The 18,705-nt window shown below is 41.0% G+C and carries 19 protein-coding genes; all 19 read left to right on the top strand.

The window, feature by feature from the left end; all coding sequences use genetic code 11:
• The first annotated feature begins 70 nt into the window (after positions 1–70).
• The gene (locus RIL182_RS21745; protein WP_006858502.1) at positions 71–1,123 is read left to right on the top strand and encodes a transglutaminase-like domain-containing protein; all 1,053 of its coding nucleotides are present in this window, start codon (positions 71–73) and stop codon (positions 1,121–1,123) included.
• A 52-nt stretch (positions 1,124–1,175) separates the two neighbouring features.
• Entirely contained in the window at positions 1,176–2,423 is a 1,248-nt protein-coding gene (locus RIL182_RS21740; protein WP_243128690.1) for a leucine-rich repeat protein, read from the top strand.
• 216 nt (positions 2,424–2,639) lie between these two features.
• Positions 2,640–5,282 carry a pyruvate, phosphate dikinase gene (gene ppdK / locus RIL182_RS13475; protein ID WP_134523355.1) on the top strand — a complete coding sequence of 881 codons (2,643 nt, stop codon included), beginning with the start codon at positions 2,640–2,642 and terminating at the stop codon, positions 5,280–5,282.
• Positions 5,283–5,543: 261 nt separating this feature from the next.
• On the top strand, positions 5,544–6,017 hold the full coding sequence (locus RIL182_RS13470) for a DUF6075 family protein (RefSeq protein WP_006858504.1): 474 nt from the start codon (positions 5,544–5,546) through the stop codon (positions 6,015–6,017).
• Positions 6,017–6,196 carry a hypothetical protein gene (locus tag RIL182_RS13465; protein WP_006858505.1) on the top strand — a complete coding sequence of 60 codons (180 nt, stop codon included), beginning with the start codon at positions 6,017–6,019 and terminating at the stop codon, positions 6,194–6,196. Before RIL182_RS13470 ends, RIL182_RS13465 begins: the two co-directional genes overlap by 1 nt.
• Positions 6,197–6,228: 32 nt before the next feature.
• Positions 6,229–7,011, top strand: coding sequence for a ParA family protein (locus RIL182_RS13460; protein ID WP_006858506.1), 783 nt, complete (start codon positions 6,229–6,231; stop codon positions 7,009–7,011).
• Positions 7,004–7,891, top strand: coding sequence for a ParB/RepB/Spo0J family partition protein (locus RIL182_RS13455; RefSeq protein WP_006858508.1), 888 nt, complete (start codon positions 7,004–7,006; stop codon positions 7,889–7,891). Before RIL182_RS13460 ends, RIL182_RS13455 begins: the two co-directional genes overlap by 8 nt.
• A 22-nt stretch (positions 7,892–7,913) precedes the next feature.
• A complete protein-coding gene (locus RIL182_RS13450; protein ID WP_044999437.1) occupies positions 7,914–8,978 on the top strand; it encodes a DUF6017 domain-containing protein in 1,065 nt (354 codons plus the stop codon).
• On the top strand, positions 8,959–9,306 hold the full coding sequence (locus tag RIL182_RS13445) for a DUF6050 family protein (protein ID WP_006858509.1): 348 nt from the start codon (positions 8,959–8,961) through the stop codon (positions 9,304–9,306). Before RIL182_RS13450 ends, RIL182_RS13445 begins: the two co-directional genes overlap by 20 nt.
• Positions 9,307–9,443: 137 nt before the next feature.
• The gene (locus tag RIL182_RS13440; protein ID WP_006858510.1) at positions 9,444–10,094 is read left to right on the top strand and encodes a hypothetical protein; all 651 of its coding nucleotides are present in this window, start codon (positions 9,444–9,446) and stop codon (positions 10,092–10,094) included.
• Between the two features lie 71 nt (positions 10,095–10,165).
• On the top strand, positions 10,166–10,588 hold the full coding sequence (locus RIL182_RS13435) for a hypothetical protein (RefSeq protein WP_006858511.1): 423 nt from the start codon (positions 10,166–10,168) through the stop codon (positions 10,586–10,588).
• A gap of 36 nt (positions 10,589–10,624) precedes the next feature.
• Positions 10,625–11,383: a hypothetical protein gene (locus RIL182_RS13430; RefSeq protein ID WP_006858512.1), complete on the top strand. Its 759-nt coding sequence runs from the start codon at positions 10,625–10,627 to the stop codon at positions 11,381–11,383.
• A 114-nt stretch (positions 11,384–11,497) separates the two neighbouring features.
• Positions 11,498–11,683 carry a hypothetical protein gene (locus RIL182_RS13425; RefSeq protein ID WP_006858513.1) on the top strand — a complete coding sequence of 62 codons (186 nt, stop codon included), beginning with the start codon at positions 11,498–11,500 and terminating at the stop codon, positions 11,681–11,683.
• A gap of 80 nt (positions 11,684–11,763) precedes the next feature.
• Positions 11,764–12,237 (top strand): PcfB family protein, encoded by a 474-nt coding sequence (locus RIL182_RS13420; RefSeq protein ID WP_006858514.1) that lies wholly within the window; start codon positions 11,764–11,766, stop codon positions 12,235–12,237.
• A 146-nt stretch (positions 12,238–12,383) separates the two neighbouring features.
• On the top strand, positions 12,384–15,230 hold the full coding sequence (locus tag RIL182_RS13415; protein ID WP_408638720.1) for a DUF4368 domain-containing protein: 2,847 nt from the start codon (positions 12,384–12,386) through the stop codon (positions 15,228–15,230).
• Positions 15,227–15,571, top strand: a complete 345-nt coding sequence (locus RIL182_RS13410) for a TnpV protein (protein ID WP_004845299.1) — start codon at positions 15,227–15,229, stop codon at positions 15,569–15,571. The genes RIL182_RS13415 and RIL182_RS13410 overlap by 4 nt, the downstream gene beginning before the upstream one ends.
• Positions 15,572–15,786: 215 nt before the next feature.
• Positions 15,787–17,751, top strand: a complete 1,965-nt coding sequence (locus tag RIL182_RS13400) for a bacteriocin-associated integral membrane family protein (RefSeq protein WP_004845300.1) — start codon at positions 15,787–15,789, stop codon at positions 17,749–17,751.
• Complete coding sequence (locus tag RIL182_RS13395) at positions 17,748–18,356, top strand: ATP-binding cassette domain-containing protein (protein ID WP_002593328.1); 609 nt, start codon at positions 17,748–17,750, stop codon at positions 18,354–18,356. Before RIL182_RS13400 ends, RIL182_RS13395 begins: the two co-directional genes overlap by 4 nt.
• A 20-nt stretch (positions 18,357–18,376) precedes the next feature.
• The gene (locus RIL182_RS13390) at positions 18,377–18,694 is read left to right on the top strand and encodes a hypothetical protein (RefSeq protein WP_242886412.1); all 318 of its coding nucleotides are present in this window, start codon (positions 18,377–18,379) and stop codon (positions 18,692–18,694) included.
• Positions 18,695–18,705: the final 11 nt, after the last annotated feature.

Below are 18,705 nucleotides of genomic sequence, written 5' to 3'. Positions count from 1 at the left end.
TCGTATTGCGGTTATAATATAGAAAAGGTAATGTAACATAGCGGTACAAATGAAGGAGGAGTTTTAGTTTATGAAAGGAGGGATGAAAAAAGCTTTTACGGCATTGCTGGCTGCGACTGTTTTGGTTGGTGGGATGCCGGTAAATATGCAGGCGAATGTGATTGCAGAGACAGAAAAAGCGGAATCGGCATCAGAGAAAGTAAATGAAAAATATGCGGATACGGAAGAACTGGATCTGATGGATCGTGAACGTCAGGAGACACAGGCAGGCGAACAGGAGAAACGGGAGAATACGGAACAGCCAGAGTCGGAAGAAACAGAACAGCCAGACACAGAAGAACAGTCAGAGGAGACAGAGCAGCCAGACACAGAAGAACAGCCGGAGGAGACAGAGCAGCCAGACACAGAAACAGAACTGCCGGAAATGGAAGAAGAAACAGAAGAACGGGAAGAAACTTCAATCAAGGGGGACGCAAGTGAAGAGCAGATTGCAGCGGAACAGAAGGCCTGGACTCTGATTAATAAATATGCAGACCCGGATTACTTTTTAACAGATCCTGAAAGGAATGCTATAACAGATGCCCAGTTTGAGGAATTAAGACAGGCTGCATTACAGGCTGTAGCCGGGTGTACTACACAGTATGAGAAAATAAAAGCGATTATGGCATTTGTTGCGGACAGAACTTATTATGATTATTATGCCTATTATAATAATAAGCCAAGTTATTGGTCACCGTATGAGGTGTACGAGCAAAAGCGTGCTATGTGTTCGGGTTATGCAAGCCTTATGAGAACATTGTGCATTTCCATTGGAATTCCGTGCATGGATTTAGAGGGGCATGCCCATGAATACAATGCTGTTTATGACAGTGAAAATGGAAAATGGATTTTTGCAGATGCTACATGGTGCAGCCGCAACTCTTATTCGGTAGATAAAGAATGGGAGTATCAGGGGTATTCTGACGGGTATTTTGACCTGTCCCCGGAGGAGATTGCAGAATTATCAAATCATCAGATATATAGAGTTGATGGCTTGCTGAAGGATGGATTGTATTACAGTCTGATTTCTTATAGATGGAGCAGAGGAAACTGGTATTTCGACTTAGCTGCTGTAAAAAAATAAAAACATCCGTCAGGTAAAGTGTGGCGGATTTGAAGATATTGACGTGCTGGAAGTGAATGATGGAACGGGTGTGTTTGCAGACTGCACGCTGTTGGAAGAAGCAGATTTGTCACAGACAGGGATAACGGAATTGGAAGGAACATTTGAGGGGTGCAGTGCATTGGAAACGGTGAAATTGCCAGAGAATATAACGAAAATTGGATTTGGCACATTTACAGGCTGCAGTTCACTGGAGAAAATGGATTTATCCCAGACTTTGGTTACAGAAATAGGCGGTAGTGCATTTTCTGCCTGCAGTGGGTTAAAAACCGTGAAATTCCCCAAAACATTAACGGCGATTGACAGTTATGCTTTTTTATCCTGTAAAAATTTAACGGGGGAACTTGATCTTTCCCAGACCGCGGTAAAAACAATCGGAATCTGTGCGTTTTATAAGGACGGCGGCGTGCTTGGGAAGATAAGGCTGCCAAAGACGATTACAGAGATTGGCAGCGAAGCATTTTCCTGGGAAACGACAGACGGACCTGAAAAAATATATGTAATAACCAGTCTCTCCAAAGATAAAATCAATGCAGAAGCATTTAAGAGGAATGTTCCGGTTGTCGTGTGTCCATATCTTTATACAATAAAATTTGACGGCAATGGCGCAGCAAAAGGGAAAATGAGTGAGAGAGCATGTGCGGCGGGTCAGAAGGAAAAACTTTCAAAAAATAAGTTTGAAAAGAAAGGATATACATTTGCAGGCTGGAATACGCAGCCAGATGGGAAGGGAACCTTTTATGAGGAAAATGCCTATGTAAAAAATCTGACAAAAAAAGCAGATGAGGTCGTAACTTTATATGCCCAGTGGAAAGCAGCACAGTATCAGATTACATATAACCTGAATGGAGGCAAAAATAATAAGAAGAATCCCAAAACATATAAAATCACTTCAAAGACGATAAAACTTTCAAATCCGTCAAAAAAAGGGTATGTGTTTAAAGGATGGTATTGTGATAAAAAATGTACCAAAAAGGTAACCTCTATTAAAAAGGGCAGTACCGGAAAAGTAACACTGTATGCAAAATGGGCAAAGGAAAAGTACACCATTACCTACAAATTAAACGGAGGCAAAAATAATAAGAAAAATCCGAAAACATATACCATTACTTCAAAGATGATAAAACTGGCAGCACCAACAAGAAAAGGGTATGTGTTTAAAGGATGGTACCGTGATAAAAAATGTACCAGAAAGGTAACCTCTATTAAGAAAGGCAGCACGGGGAAAATCACACTGTATGCAAAATGGAAAAAGAAATAAACAAATCCAAAATGTTCCACATAACGGAACAAAGTTTTACATTGTGAAAATGTTACAAAAAAACAGGGAAAAACAGTAAAAAAAATGTTGCTATTTAGACAAAATATGTTAGAATAAATATGTGCGTTTTAGAAAGGCACATAACATGGCTTGATTATGGAAACAAATACGGTGTCCATAATTACATAGTAATTTATTTTAGGAGGAATTATCAAAATGGCAAACAAATGGGTGTATATGTTTAGCGAAGGCGACATGACCATGCGTAACCTGCTTGGCGGTAAAGGTGCCAACCTTGCAGAGATGACAAGCATCGGACTTCCTGTACCACAGGGATTCACAATCACAACAGAGGCTTGTACACAGTACTATGAAGATGGTCGCAAGATCAACGACGAGATCATGGCTCAGGCTATGGAAGGCGTTAAGAAAATGGAAGAGATCAACGGAAAGAAATTCGGCGATCTTGAGAATCCGTTATTAGTATCTGTTCGTTCAGGAGCAAGAGCTTCCATGCCAGGTATGATGGATACCATCTTAAACCTTGGTTTAAATGACGAAGTAGTTGCTGCAATGATCAAAGGTAATCCGGATCCTGCATTCGAGCGTTTCGTATATGACTCATATAGACGTTTCATTCAGATGTTCTCAGATGTAGTTATGGAAGTTGGTAAAAAATACTTTGAGCAGCTCATCGACAAGATGAAAGAAGAGAGAGGCGTTAAATTTGATATCGACCTTACAGCAGCTGACTTAAAAGAGTTAGCAGAGCAGTTCAAGACTGAGTACAAGAACCAGTTAGGTACAGATTTCCCTTCAGATCCTGTTGAGCAGTTAAAACTTGCTATCGAGGCTGTATTCCGTTCATGGGACAACCCACGTGCAAACGTATATCGTCGTGATAACGATATCCCATATTCCTGGGGTACTGCAGTTAACGTAATGCCTATGGTATTCGGTAACTTAAATAACGAGTCCGGTACAGGTGTTGCATTTACACGTGATCCGGCAACTGGCGAGAACAAACTGATGGGTGAGTTCTTAATCAATGCACAGGGTGAGGACGTAGTTGCAGGTGTTCGTACACCTATGCCAATCGCTCAGATGGAGAAAGAATTCCCTGAGGCATATGCAGACTTCTTAAAAGTTTGTGAGACTCTTGAGAATCATTATCATGATATGCAGGATATGGAGTTCACCGTTGAGAACAAGAAGTTATACATGCTTCAGTGCCGTAACGGTAAGAGAACAGCTCCGGCTGCACTTAAGATCGCTTGCGATTTAGTAGACGAGGGACATAAGACTCCGGAAGAGGCAGTTGCTATGATCGATCCTCGTAACCTTGATACATTACTTCATCCACAGTTCGATGCTGCTGCATTAAAAGCTGCTACACCGATCGGAAAAGGACTTGGTGCTTCTCCGGGTGCTGCATGTGGTAAGATCGTATTTACAGCAGAGGATGCTGAAGAGTGGAATGCAAGAGGAGAGAAAGTCGTATTAGTACGTCTTGAGACATCTCCAGAGGATATCACTGGTATGAAAGCTTCCCAGGGTATCTTAACAGTTCGTGGTGGTATGACATCTCACGCAGCCGTAGTTGCACGTGGTATGGGTACCTGCTGTGTATCCGGATGTGGCGATATCGCTATGGACGAAGAAAATAAGAAATTTACATTAGCTGGCAAAGAGTTCCATGAGGGAGATTACATCTCAATCGATGGTACAACCGGTAACATCTACGATGGAGCAATTAAGACTGTTGATGCTACAATCGCTGGTGAGTTCGGACGTGTTATGGCTTGGGCTGATCAGTTCAGAACTCTTAAAGTTCGTACAAACGCAGATACTCCTGCAGATGCTAAGAAAGCTCGTGAGCTTGGTGCAGAAGGTATCGGTCTCTGCCGTACAGAGCATATGTTCTTCGAGGAAGACAGAATCGCTGCTTTCCGTGAGATGATCTGCTCCGATACTGTAGAAGAGAGAGAAGCTGCATTAGAGAAGATCCTGCCATATCAGCAGGGAGACTTCGAAGCATTATACGAAGCTCTGGAAGGTAACCCAGTTACAATCCGTTTCTTAGATCCACCTCTTCATGAGTTCGTTCCGACTGAGGAAGCTGACATTGAGAAACTTGCAAAAGCTCAGGGTAAATCTGTTGAGACCATCAAGAACATCATCGCTTCTTTACATGAGTTCAACCCAATGATGGGACACAGAGGATGCCGTCTTGCAGTTACCTATCCGGAAATTGCTAAGATGCAGACAAAAGCTGTTATCCGTGCAGCAATCAACGTTCAGAAGAAACATGCTGACTGGACTGTAAAACCTGAGATCATGATCCCATTGGTTTGCGAAGTAAAAGAGTTAAAATATGTAAAAGATGTTGTTGTTGAGACAGCAGATGCTGAGATCGCAGCAGCAGGTATCAAACTTGAGTATGAAGTAGGTACTATGATCGAGATTCCAAGAGCTGCTCTTACAGCTGATGAGATCGCAAAAGAAGCTGATTTCTTCTGCTTCGGTACAAACGACTTAACACAGATGACATATGGTTTCTCTCGTGATGATGCTGGTAAGTTCTTAAATGCTTACTATGATAAGAAAATTTTCGAGAACGATCCATTTGCAAAACTTGACCAGACAGGTGTTGGTAAGTTAATGGAGACAGCTATTAAACTTGGAAAACCGGTTAATCCGAAACTCCATGTTGGTATCTGTGGTGAGCACGGTGGAGATCCTTCATCTGTTGAGTTCTGCCACAAGATTGGTCTGGATTATGTATCCTGTTCACCATTCCGTGTGCCGATCGCTCGTTTGGCTGCAGCACAGGCTGCAATTGCCAATGCAGGAAAGTAGAAGAGCGTAAATATTTTTACTTCACAACGCTGATTGTTACAAGGGATGATGTGAATGAGTACATGAAATATCATGCTGAGTACACGAAAGCGAACCGATTTAAAGATATTGTTTGCAAAATCTATATATAACTCGAAAGGGAAGCGCAATGCTTCCCTTTCTTATATCTCTCGATTAGGACTAAATCCTTAAAGCTATGGCTTAAAAAGGACTTAGTCCTTTTTTATATGCAAAATAAAAATTTTTTAAAGGAGGTTCACTATGAACAGTACAGCGTTAGGAGCAGAAAACAAAAAGAAACAGACAATCAATTTTATTAGTGAAGCACATGAAAAATTCTACTATGAAAAATTAAAAGAGGTACGCTATCAGGATGTGTACCACAAGGCACTTTGCTATTGCCTTGGTATCAGTGATGATACGAGAAGAAATATCAATAGCATCTATGATTTTAAGACGGGATGTGTAAAAACTGAGTGTCTGCATGAAGGCTGGCAGACCAGTGGCAGTATGAAGGTGGTGCGAATGGCATTTAACCTGTATTGCAACGGCACACCGAGTGTAGATGATTACACAAAAACAGAGGAACAGGTAAACGAGTGCAGGCAGTATACAGTGGAGGACTTGTTCTGCTGTGCCTATGCACCTTTCTTTTGGCAGGCGATACAGATCCGCTATCCGGAGTATGCGACCTATAACCGAGAACTGTATGCCTTAATTGGAGGAACAGACTAATGTTAAAAGTCAGATTGATGGGAACAAAGAATGACATTGTATGGTTTCAGAAAATTTTACAGCGTCATCCTAAAATTGAAGTATTAGAAATATCAGAGCTTTATAGCAACAAAGGAACAAGCAAATATTACAGAGCTTATGCGGAAGTGCAGAAAAGCAATATAAAGAGCAGCAGATAAAAGAAAAATAGTAGAGAATAGGAGAATTTATCATGTGTAAAGTAATAGCAATCGCAAATCAGAAGGGTGGAGTTGGAAAGACTACCACAACAAGCAATTTAGGAATCGGACTGGCAAAACAGGGAAAGAAAGTTTTACTGATAGATGCAGATGCGCAGGGCAGTCTTACGGCAAGTCTTGGCATTCAGGAGCCGGACAGACTGGAAATTACACTTGCAACCATTATGGCAGCCATTATCAATGATGAGGAAATAAAACCGGAGTACGGCATTTTAAGACATGAGGAAGGTGTGGATTTCATGCCGGGAAATATCGAGCTTTCCGGTTTGGAAACCTCACTTGTGAATGTTATGAGCAGGGAGACGGTGCTTCGTACCTACATAGAACAGCAGAAAGACCGCTATGATTACATTCTGATTGACTGTATGCCATCACTCGGCATGATTACGATAAATGCTTTTACCAGTGCGGATAGTATCTTAATTCCGGTACAGGCGGCATATCTGCCGGTAAAAGGTCTGGAACAGCTTATTAAGACGATTGGAAAGGTAAAGCGTCAGATCAACCCGAAACTGGAGATAGAGGGTATTCTGCTGACAATGGTTGATAATCGTACCAATTATGCTAGGGACATCAGCAATCTGTTGATTGAAAATTATGGAAGCAGAGTGCGGATATTTGAAAACAGTATTCCAATGTCGGTAAGAGCTGCGGAGATTTCTGCAGAAGGTGTAAGCATTTATAAGCACGATCCGAATGGCAAGGTGGCAAGTGCCTATCAATCACTGACGGAGGAGGTGCTTGGTAATGAGTAAGACTGGAAGTGCCGCAAAGGTAAAGTTGAACAGATTTGATGATTTATTTGGAACAGAAAAGCTACAGATAGGAACAGAACAGGTACAGGAAATCGCATTGTCAGAACTGCATGAGTTCAAAGGACACCCGTTTAAGGTACTGGATGATGAAAAGATGCAGGAAACGGTGGAAAGCATTAAGGAGCATGGAGTGTTGATGCCAGGAATCGCCAGACCGATGAAGGACGGCGGTTATGAGATTATTGCCGGACACCGCAGGAGACACGCCTGTGAGATTGTCGGACTTGCTACAATGCCGATGTTCATCCGTGATTATACGGATGATGAAGCTACAATTATCATGGTGGACAGCAATATTCAGAGGGAAGATATTCTTCCTAGTGAAAAGGCAAAAGCTTATTTTATGAAATATGAAGCTGTAAAACATCAGGGAAAAAGGGGAAAAGGCAACAGTCTGGATGAGGTTGGAGAAACTGCTGGAGAGAGTGCAAAAACAGTACAAAGATATATTTACCTTGCCCACTTATCGGATGCACTTTTAGATATGGTCGATAAAAAGAAAATTGGAATTTTGCAGGGTGTAGAGCTGTCATTTCTGACAGAACAGCAACAGGAGTGGGTGCAGGTTGTTCTTGAAGAAACAGGGATGATCATTTCAACAGTACAGGCATCAAGGCTGAAGGAGCATGGAAAAAGTGATGAACTGACATTACCGATGGTAAGGCTGATTCTGACAGAACCGAAACCGATAGAGCGAAAAGTAACCATCAAGGCAGACAAGATCAGCAGATATTTTCCAGAAGATTATTCCAATGAGCAGATTGAAAATGTTATCTATCAGCTATTGGATAAGTGGAATAGTTCAAACAGTGAGAAATAAGCAGCAAAGGAGGCATGAAAAAGTGGACGAGAATACAAAATTTGATTACTACTATGGAATTGAAGCAGACCAGTTCTCTTTTTATCGTGTCCCCCGGCTGTTGATTAAGGATGAGCGGTTCAAGGGGCTTAGCAGCGATGCCAAGCTCCTGTATGGCTTGATGCTCGATCGGATGTCACTGTCTATGAAAAATGGATGGCTGGACGAGGAAAACAGGGCGTATATCATCTATACGGTGGATGCGATTATGGAAGATTTGGGATGTGCGAAAGCAACCTGTGTCAAGATTATGAAAGAGCTGGATTCCGAAAAAGGGATTGGGTTGATTGAAAAAAAGCGCAGAGGTCTTGGCAAACCGGATATTATCTATGTGAAAAACTTTGCCACAATGTCAGCGGAACAGGAGGTAAAAGAGCCAGAGAATACTGGAAAATCCACAGAAGTTCAAAATTTGAACTTCAAGAAGTCTAATATTGATACTTCAAGAAGTTCAGAAATTGAACTTCAGAAGGTACAGAAGCTGAACTACCAGAAGTATAAAAAGCAGACTTCAAGAGGTTCAGAAACTGAACTTGCAGAGGTTCAGGATTTAGCCCCTATTTATACTAACTATAATAAGACTGATATAAATTATACTGATATGAGTTATACCAATCCAATCTATCCATCTGGTGAAGGAAAGCAGACCGATGATAGGATGGATGGAGCAGATGCATACATAGAGATTATCAAAGAAAATATTGAGTACGATCATCACATGAAATATGATGAAATAAATGACAGGGAACTGTATGATGAATTATTTGAATTGATCTGTGAGGTTGTATGTGTAAAGCGGACTACGATACGGATTGCGGGGGAGGAGTATCCCTATGAGCTTGTAAAGTCAAAATTCTTAAAGCTGAGGAGCAGTCATCTGGAGTATGTGATGGGGTGTATGAAAGACACAACAACAAAAATTTCAAACATTAAGGCATACATGATTACGGCACTGTATAATGCGCCATCAACAATAAATCATTATTATCAGCAGGAAGTGCAGCATGATATGTATGGGGGAGGCTGGAATGAAAAGGGTATTGTTTAAGATTATCGTTCCGGTACTGATACTTGTTTTATGGATACTGATGTGTTATCCGGTATGCCAACAGGAAAACGGATTTGATTACTTCCTTTTTTGGATTATGGTAGGTTTTCCCTATGGGATTCGGAAAATGTGTATGTTCCTCATCCCTAAAAATTTTGGAATTGCCGGAAGCATTGGGGTGTTGGCATTCAATGGCGTCATTGGTGGTCTGATAGGTGGTATCATTGTAATTGCAAGGATGATCGCAGTATTTGTGGAGATAATAAAGATAATCGCAGGCACTTCTGGTCACGATGTCCAAAAGTGTGATCGCAGAGATATAATGTAAAAAACGAAGGGACATATTTTTAAAGGTGGCTGAAATGGAATAATAAAGATTAACAGCGGTAGGGCGGTTATGGGAGAAATCTTATAGCTGTCCTTTTTTACTTTTGGACATTGTGACCAGAAGTAGGAGGAGAGATTATGGAACCAATGAGAGATATCAATAGAGTAATGGAACGAGAAATTGCAAAGGGGAGCAGTCCTTTAAAGCTGGATCATATTGAATTTGGGGATTATTCGTATCAGGAGATAACATCAGAGAAAAAATTGGAAGATGTGTTATTCTATTTGTTAAGAATAAGGGATTTCAGACAATATGCCGGAAAAACTATTCTGAATAATGTGTATATGGATTTGCGTGGAAGAAAACCTGTATTCAAGAGGACTCGAACAGCAATCGAAAGAAATAATATATTTGCAACAATTAAAAGGTATGCAAAGAAGTTAATGCCGCAGTATAATGGAGATGTATATTTGGAAACAGTCAGATGCTATTTCGATATGTCACAAGAAAATCTGGAGAAGTACCGATATACATATCAGGGAAATGAAACATACGCCTTTGTGTTATCAGATAAATATATTATGGCATTGTATACACATTGTTTGGTGGCAAGAAAAGTGGCAGCCTTTGAAAATATAGAACTGAATGGTCTTTCAAAAGTAGAGATTTCTATGGTAAAATTAAAAAGTGTCCGGGAAGTGTTATTCCAGGTATTGTTACTTGATGATGTGAAATTTGATGATGGAAAGATGTATGCGGAACTATGTACGATATATTTGAATGCATAGAAGTATATAGAAAAATATCACTTTTAGGGCTATAATATAGATGAAATACTAAAAAGTTTGGAAAGTGAGTTATGGATATGTCGTTAGATTTTTCAGAAATATATATATCACTTGTATCAAATATTATTGGAATTGATTTAAAACAAATAAAAAGAGTCTTAGATAAGGAAAAACTAAGAAAATCGGGACAAGTAGAAATCTCTGACAGTATTGATGTGGTATCTAAAAAGCTAGAGGAATCAAAGAACATAATTGATAATGCACTTTTAGAAATGGAAAAGCAAAAGAAATTATTTGTGCAGATGAAGAAAGATGCAGAAATAAGTCAGCAAGTTTCAGAGATGAATAAGCAGCAAGTTGAGGCATTAAATGTTTTATTGGAGAACACATTAAATAAGCAGGAAAAAAAATCGTTTCCTAAAACTTTTCTCTGGAATCTTTTCTTTTGTATATTAAGTGCAATATTAGGTTTTGTATTAGGAAAATATTTATAGTACATAGATGCGTTATAAATTTTAAGGAGATAAGGAATGGATATTGGTATTAGTGAGCAATTTAAAGGAAGATACGATGGATATATGCTGTTAAAATTCACATCATGTCAAGAATTTCAGCAAGACTTTCTTGATGGAAAATTGTTTTTTAATACCGCAGATTTTTTTGCACAATGTGATAATCTTGGACGTGGAGATGAGAATGAGGGAAATACTTTTTTGATTGAGCATAACAACCCGGATTTTATGTCTGCAAATTTGGAGTCTGTTGATGGTAAGATGATGATTGTGGTTCGAGATTATACAAATAATCCAGAAAATTATAAACCAGGGACAATTGAAAACTTTTCAAGAGGAGAGAACAGATGTAGAAAAATAATATCGTTATATACGGCATATGTTAATGTCTCAAAAGAAATTATTTCGCCATTCCCTGCTAAAATGGGTGAAGAATTTGGAGAATATGGTGTTTTAGTGTTGGATAGGAAAAAGTTTTTTGAACGAGTGTGTAACGCATTAAGGCAACATAGCGAAATATCAAAAGCACAGCTTGGTTTTGTAGATTATATGAAATCTGAAGATGTGCATGGATTTATAGAATGGAATCCGTTTTTGAAAATGCCACAATACGAATACCAAAATGAATTTAGAATTTCTTTTATAAATGATACACAGAAACCGTTAAAACTGGATTTAGGTGTGAGCTTGCGTGATATTGCATTTCCAATCAAAGCAAGTGATCTAGGGGAGATTTTTTTCAAAGATAATTTGTTATATTATCCATTATATAAATAAATAGAATTATTACAGCGCAAAGGCAGTTATAGACCGTAAAGGTTTGTAGCTGCCTTTTTTGTATGTATTTATGGGACTTTTGGACAAAATGTCCAAAAGTGGAAAGGGACAAAAATGAGTAGAAAAAATGGAAAGAATTTGTTAATTGTGATTGCAGTAGGGGCAGTTGTAGTAAAGGCAGTGAGGGATGTAATAAAGGCAAAAAAGCAGGAGGAAGAGCTCAGGTCTGCTTTGGATGATTTTTATGAGGAAGAACTGAACTGGTGGGACAGGGAACATGAGGAAGGAGAGGACTTGTAAATATGGGAATGAAAATACAACTCCACAGGCTGTTGGTTCCGCCCTGATAAAAAGAGTGAAGATCAGGAAGGAGGTACACTGTGCAGGAGGAAACAACACAAAAAACGATTGCCCTTGCAATCAAAACATCCAAACTGACCGCAAGTGTTCTCCAGAAGGCGATGAAGATGTATCTGGAACATCAGAAGCATAAAGAGCCTTCCCACGGGAAAATACCGGTGAAAAAGCTGGTCGGTCAGGGAGCAGGTGCGAAGTCCATAGAGGTCACGGATGATAACATTAAGGCTTTTGAGCGTGTAGCGAGAAAGTACAATGTAGATTTTGCTGTGAAGCGGGATAAGACCACGGAGCCGCCAAAATACCTTGTATTTTTTAAGGGTAAGGATGCCGATGTGATTGCACAGGCGTTCAAGGAATTTGTAAAAGTTAATGAGAAAAAGCAGCAGCGTCCGTCATTACGGCAGAAACTGAAAGGACTTCAGAAGATGATCGCACAGAATAATAACAGGGAGCGGAGCAGAGAGAAAAACAAAGACAGGGGACAGAGCCTATAAGCAAGGTCATTGACGGGATTGTAAAGGATTTGCAGTCAATCCCGAAAACTCTCAAAGAAAAGTGCAGAGGGGTAAATGGGAAGCAGCTTGCCCTCAAATGTGCTCCCTATGTGATATTTGGATATGTCTTTAATAAGGTTTCATGGCTGTATGGACAGCAGGCAGGAGATAACACATTACAGAAGGTGTTGGACACGATCAATGGGATGGGAGGTGCGTTTGTAAACCCGTTTCCCAGTTTTATGCCGAGGGATTTACTGGTTGGCGTGGGATGCGGGATAGGATTTCGTATGGTAGTATATTATAAAGCGAAAAATGCAAAGAAATTCCGGCAGGGAGTAGAATACGGTTCGGCAAGGTGGGGAACTGCCAAAGACATAGAGCCTTATGTCGATCCGGTATTTGAAAACAACGTGCTTTTAACGGCAACAGAGCGTCTTATGATGTCCGGCAGACCAAAGCAGCCGAAGTATGCAAGGAATAAAAACATTCTTGTGATCGGTGGTTCCGGCTCCGGTAAGACACGCTTTTTTGTGAAGCCGAACCTTATGCAGATGCACAGTTCCTATGTGGTAACTGATCCGAAAGGCACTGTGCTGGTCGAATGCGGCAGGATGCTGTCTAAGAATGATTACCGGATTAAGGTGCTTAATACCATTAACTTTGCAAAATCAATGCATTACAACCCTTTCGCTTACATCCGGAGCGAAAAGGACATTCTGAAACTCGTAAACACAATCATTGTAAATACTAAAGGGGAAGGACAGCAAGCCTCTGAGGATTTCTGGGTGAAAGCCGAAAAGCTCTATTACACGGCACTGATCGCATATATCTGGTACGAAGCACCGGAGGAAGAACAGAATTTTTCCATGCTGATTGATCTGGTGGATGCCAGTGAAGCAAGGGAAGATGATGAAAATTTCAAAAATGCGGTAGACCTGCTGTTTGAGGAGCTGGAGCAGAAGAACCCGAACCACTTTGCGGTAAGACAGTATAAGAAATATAAACTTGCCGCAGGTGTTGTATGCTCTAAAAGACTTCTTAATCAAGCGGTTGGGAAGTCTCTTAGAACACACAACCTAAAACCGAAGAAAGGAGCGCAAGTTATGAGAAAAAACGAGAAAATCACTGCTCTGTACGAACGACTGAGCCGTGATGACTTTGGCAAAGATGATGACCAGCAGCGTGAGAGCAACTCCATATCCAATCAAAAAGCAATGTTGGAGGAGTTCGCCGCACGGCAGGGTTTTACAAACATTGTCCATTTCACGGACGATGGCATTAGCGGCACCTGCTTTGACCGTCCCGGATTTTTAGCAATGATGAAAGAAGTGGAAGCCGGGAATGTGGAGTACCTGTGTATCAAGGACATGAGCCGCATGGGTCGTGACTATCTGAAAGTCGGTCAGATTATGGAAATCCTGCGTCAGCGTGGCGTTCGCCTTATCGCCATCAATGACGGCGTGGACAGTGCCAGAGGGGACGATGATTTTACCCCTTTCCGCAACATTATGAACGAGTATTACGCCAGAGACACCAGCCGTAAAATCCGTTCCACTTTCCAGTCCAAAGGCAAGTCCGGCAAGCACCTCACAGGCACAGTCATTTACGGCTATCTCTGGAACGAAGCCAGAGACCAATGGTTGGTTGACCCCGAAGCCGCAGAGGTGGTCAAGCGTATCTTTGCCATGACGATTGAGGGCTACGGTCCGTATCAGATCGCCAGCAAGCTGAAAGAAGAAAAAATCCTCATTCCGTCCGCTTACCTTGCCCAGCACGGCGAGGGCGTGAACAAGAATAAGACTTTCAAAGATGTGTACGGCTGGGGTTCTTCCACCATCTGCAACCTTCTTGAAAAGCGTGAATATCTGGGACACACCATCAATTTCAAGACCCGAAAGCACTTCAAGGACAAGAAAAGCCATTATGTCCCGGAGGACGAATGGACGATTTTCGAGAATACCCATGAAGCTATCATTGACCAGCAGACCTTTGACCTTGTGCAGAAAATCCGTGGGAATGTCAGACGCTACCCGGACGGCTGGGGCGAAGCAGCTCCCCTCACAGGCTTGCTTTATTGCGCCGATTGCGGCGGCAAGATGTATGTCCACCGCACCAACAACGGCAAGCGTATCTCTCAATATACCTGCTCACAGTACAGCAAAATCCCGGTCGGAAAGCTCTGCGCCACACAGCACCGTATCAATGAAGATGTGGTGCTGTCCCTTGTCTCTGAAATGCTGAAAGCCATTGCAGAATATGCCAAGCATGACCGAGCCGAGTTTGTCCGTGTGGTGCAGGAAGCACAGTCCAGCCAGCAGACCACAGAGGTCAGGAAACAGCGGACACGCCTTGCCGCCGCAAAGCAGAGAGTTTCCGATCTGGAAGTTCTGCTCTGCAAAATCTATGAGGACAACATTTTAGGAAAGCTGTCCGACAGCAGATACGCCACTCTGGACGCTCAATACGCAAAGGAGCAAGCCGAGCTTACCGATGAAATCTCTGCTCTGGAAAAGGCTATCAGGAGTTATGAAAAGCACGAAAAGGACGCTGACCGTTTTATCGCTCTGATTGACAAATACGAGAACTTCGACAAGCTGACCATTGCCATGCTCAACGAGTTTATCGAGAAAATCCTTGTGCATGAGCGTGACCGCAAAGGCAGTATACAGACCACACAGGAGGTCGAGATTTACTTCAATTTTGTTGGGCGATTCGTTCCCCCGGCGTTTGGAGAAGCGGAGCTTACCCCGGAGGAATTAGAGGAAATCCGCAAGCGTGAGGAACGCAAGGACAGGCTTCATCAGAACTACTTGAAGCGGAAAGCCAGCGGAGCGCAGAAGCGATACGAGGACAAAATCAAGGGGAGAAAAAAGGCAGAAATCGAAGCCAAGAAAGCCGCTATTCGTGCGGAGGATATTGCAAAGGGAGTGTTCGTCCCTGTCAGCAGTTTACCGCAGAGAGAGCCGATGAAAGGAGTACAAACAGCATGAATATCACTTATACACAGAACGGCGATTATCTTATCCCGAACATCGTTATCCGCAAGACCAAGCCCCTCGGACACTACGGCAGACTTCGCAAGGCGTATCTGGAAATGCACCGTCCGATACTGTTCAATGAGCTGGTGCTATCCGACAAGCTCTTTGAGCATTGCGCCGAGATTGACGAAGCGGCACGAAACCGCATGGAGCTGATCGTGCGGTCACTGGCAGAGCAAAACGGCGTGACCGAGCAACTAAAAGCCAAAAACCAAATGGAATGGGTGCGGCAGATGAACGCTTGCAAGGCACAGGCAGAGGAGATTGTGAAAGCGGAATTGATTTATGATTGAGCGAGGAAGTCCGGGCAGAAAACTGTTCGGACTTTTCTCATGTAGTCCAAAGTTGCGGTAGAATTGTTCACGAGTTTTATGGTACAATTTATGCGAATAAAGAAAACGGAAAATTAGAATCTAACAAGAGAATGTGGTTGTATGAAAAAATCCATATTAGTATTTTGGGCAATCGTGTGTCTGTTACCTATTCAAAGGAGGTTTAAGAATTTCAAATGAAACATATAAGAAATATATTGCTGTTGATTACGATTATTTTTGCTTTTGTTATGCAAGCTGAAGTATATCAAAATATGCTCTGGAACTTTAATGGTGCTTATTATTTATCGTCCAGATACACAACTACTAATGACGATATGGATTCATTTTTAGCCAATGCAGAAGATACAGCTGAGAAGCATGGTGTTCATATTTTTTCGACTTTTAATCAGAGAGTTTCTAATTATCAGACAAGACTTTATATTTATGGTGATGATACCGTTGTTCGGGATAGTCTTAAAAGCACAATGGATATTGAGGAAAAAACATATACGGCTTTGATAGGTGGAATCACCGTAATAGAATTTGAAGATTTTAGAGAAGCAAAAAACACAGGCAATGGACAGGAAATAATGGTCAGCTATATCGGTGATGATGATGACATTATTGCCACATATCAAGATTTGGCAAAAGAATATTCTATATCGCAGCCAGAGTTTTGGCAATCAACCGAAACTGATATGATGTTCATTGTTTGGGGCCTGGTTGCCATATTGATGATTGTACTTAATATGATTGAGGTGATACGCAGGCAAAAGGAAGTAGTTGTACGAGCTTCTCTGGGCGAAAATGCTGCTGTGATTGCTCTAAAAGCTGTAGTGGCTGATATGATTTCATATGCTGCATTATTCGTCTTAGCAAAGTTGCTTGTTTCTCAATTTATATCGGGAGCGTATGAAGATCATCTCATTTTGGCAGTGTATTGTGCCGGAGCAGTTCTTTCCGTAATTCCTTATGCTGCTTTTGTCCGCTTTGATGTAAAAAAAGCCTTTGCCAATGCTTCAGATAAAAAAGGTATGTTTTATCTTCTGAACGGTCTTAAAGTATTTGCTACTGCTATGACAATTTTTACAATAACTACAAATCTCAGTAGCATTCAAGGTAATTTACTTACAAACACTACTCTTTTAGAAAATCATTATAATGATTATTATTTTGGAGTTATGCAGATTGAACCTCCTTTTGAAGAAAATGAGGAGGAATCCAAAGAGAGCAAATTTTGGAATGACCTTTACGAAAATGAATACAACACGATAAATCCGGTGGTCTGCATAGGCAGCCGGATAAGCGATACGGATAATTATATTTTTGTAAATCATAATGCCAGAGATATGCTACAAGGGTTTTCTGATATGCTTACTGAAGATGATGAAAAAGAGGATATCGTGGTCTTCGTGCCAAAGGGAAGAAATGCGGAATCATACAAAGATATCGCAAAAGAGGAAATTGGCTCTCTTACCCAAAATGCAGAAGAACTGCGTGTTGTTTATAAAGAATATTCTGGCAGAGAACAATTTTATTATCTCAATTCGAACAGAGAAGAGGCTATTGACGGATTGTCAAGAGTAACAAATCCGATTGTGATTTATCAGGCAAATGAGGCTGTTGCTTTAAATGGAAGTTATATCGAAACAGGAACATATAATGGTGAGGTAATCTACGGATGCGATGAAAGCACAATTCGCAGTGTTGCGAAAAAATATTCAGAACAGCTTGGTTCACACTATTTTATGCTGACGAATGTCGGAGAGGATTACATTTATAGTCATAGTTTCCTCGTGAAACTGATTGGCTTTATAAGCTCTCTTTGCGTATTAGTATTGCTGTTAGATATCGCTATCATCATATCTGAAGTGAAAATGGAATTTAGACTTAATGCGATGGAAATCTCCCTCAAAAAGGTTTTGGGCTATCGCTTTTATGAAAGGCACAAAAGATTTATTTCCGTTAATCTCTTAGAAAATATAGCCGTTGTGATATTGATTTGCATTGTTTCAATTTTTATATCTAACGCAAGTGTCGGGATTGCTTTACTGATTGGAGCGTTGCTCACCATTATTGAAATGGCAATCATTTTCACAAATATTATGTGGGTTGAAAAAACAAATATCTCAAAGTCATTGAAGGGAGGATGTTTATGATTATAATTCGTGGCTTAAATAAAGCATTTGGAGAGAAAATAATTTTCTCTAACTTTAATTTAGAAATTCCGGATGGAAGTTTTGTAGTAATCAGCGGCGATAGCGGCAGTGGAAAAAGCACTTTACTCAATATGATTGGTGGTATCGAAAAACCGGATAGCGGCAGTATCATAATCGAAGGGCTGAATATTACCCGGCTTAAAAATAAAAACAGTTTTTTTGCGGATACAGTGGGGTTTCTTTTTCAGAATTTTGCACTGCTTGAAAATAAGACAGTTAAAGAAAATTTAAGTTTGATTAAAAAATCAAGCCGAACTAAAGTATCACTTAAAGAAGCTCTTAATCGTGTGGGGTTATCAAAGGAAGTTAACAAAAAAGTTTATCAGCTTTCCGGTGGTGAACAACAGAGAGTTGCTTTAGCTCGTCTTATGATGAAAAAATGTTCTGTTGTTTTGGCAGATGAACCTACTGGCTCACTTGACAAGAAAAATAGAGATATTGTTATGAGGTTATTGCACGAACTCAATGAAGAAGGTAAAACGGTTATCATTGTTACCCACGATCAGGGTATTATTGAAGATGAACCTTATGTTGTGAAAATCTGAGAGTACCTCTTAGAAATGTCTTGATCTACATTTTATATAATTTGGGTCAGAAGAAAATCCCTTTAGGAACTAAAGGGCGCACTTCTATACTCTCCTATCGGGAGTATGTGCGTCCTGCGGAGCTTCATTCTCTGTCAGCAGAAGAAAACTGCCCGACCGAGAAAGTTGCGTCACTTCGTTCCGTCAAGGTGGCTACACCCCCTTGCGCCGCTAATGCGGCTATCCCCTGTGGACTTGCCGTCCGCAAACAGCATAAAATGCTGTTCGCCGCCAGCAAGTTTGGAAAAATAAATACCGAAAATCAGACCGTTGACTGGTCGCACTATGCGAAAAGTTGACGGTCTTTTTT

This window comes from Roseburia intestinalis L1-82, assembly GCF_900537995.1.
Taxonomy (GTDB): Bacteria; Bacillota; Clostridia; order Lachnospirales; family Lachnospiraceae; genus Roseburia; species Roseburia intestinalis.
The sequence above is the reverse complement of the archived record's forward strand: the minus strand, read 5'-3'. Positions and strand labels throughout refer to the sequence as shown.

Coding starts and splice junctions, on each gene's coding strand:
- RIL182_RS21745 (WP_006858502.1), top strand. CDS start 71: ATGAAAGGAGGGATGAAAAAAGCTTTTACGGCATTGCTGGCTGCGACT.
- ppdK (WP_134523355.1), top strand. CDS start 2,640: ATGGCAAACAAATGGGTGTATATGTTTAGCGAAGGCGACATGACCATG.
- RIL182_RS13470 (WP_006858504.1), top strand. CDS start 5,544: ATGAACAGTACAGCGTTAGGAGCAGAAAACAAAAAGAAACAGACAATC.
- RIL182_RS13465 (WP_006858505.1), top strand. CDS start 6,017: ATGTTAAAAGTCAGATTGATGGGAACAAAGAATGACATTGTATGGTTT.
- RIL182_RS13460 (WP_006858506.1), top strand. CDS start 6,229: ATGTGTAAAGTAATAGCAATCGCAAATCAGAAGGGTGGAGTTGGAAAG.
- RIL182_RS13455 (WP_006858508.1), top strand. CDS start 7,004: ATGAGTAAGACTGGAAGTGCCGCAAAGGTAAAGTTGAACAGATTTGAT.
- RIL182_RS13445 (WP_006858509.1), top strand. CDS start 8,959: ATGAAAAGGGTATTGTTTAAGATTATCGTTCCGGTACTGATACTTGTT.
- RIL182_RS13440 (WP_006858510.1), top strand. CDS start 9,444: ATGGAACCAATGAGAGATATCAATAGAGTAATGGAACGAGAAATTGCA.
- RIL182_RS13435 (WP_006858511.1), top strand. CDS start 10,166: ATGGATATGTCGTTAGATTTTTCAGAAATATATATATCACTTGTATCA.
- RIL182_RS13430 (WP_006858512.1), top strand. CDS start 10,625: ATGGATATTGGTATTAGTGAGCAATTTAAAGGAAGATACGATGGATAT.
- RIL182_RS13425 (WP_006858513.1), top strand. CDS start 11,498: ATGAGTAGAAAAAATGGAAAGAATTTGTTAATTGTGATTGCAGTAGGG.
- RIL182_RS13410 (WP_004845299.1), top strand. CDS start 15,227: ATGAATATCACTTATACACAGAACGGCGATTATCTTATCCCGAACATC.
- RIL182_RS13400 (WP_004845300.1), top strand. CDS start 15,787: ATGAAACATATAAGAAATATATTGCTGTTGATTACGATTATTTTTGCT.
- RIL182_RS13395 (WP_002593328.1), top strand. CDS start 17,748: ATGATTATAATTCGTGGCTTAAATAAAGCATTTGGAGAGAAAATAATT.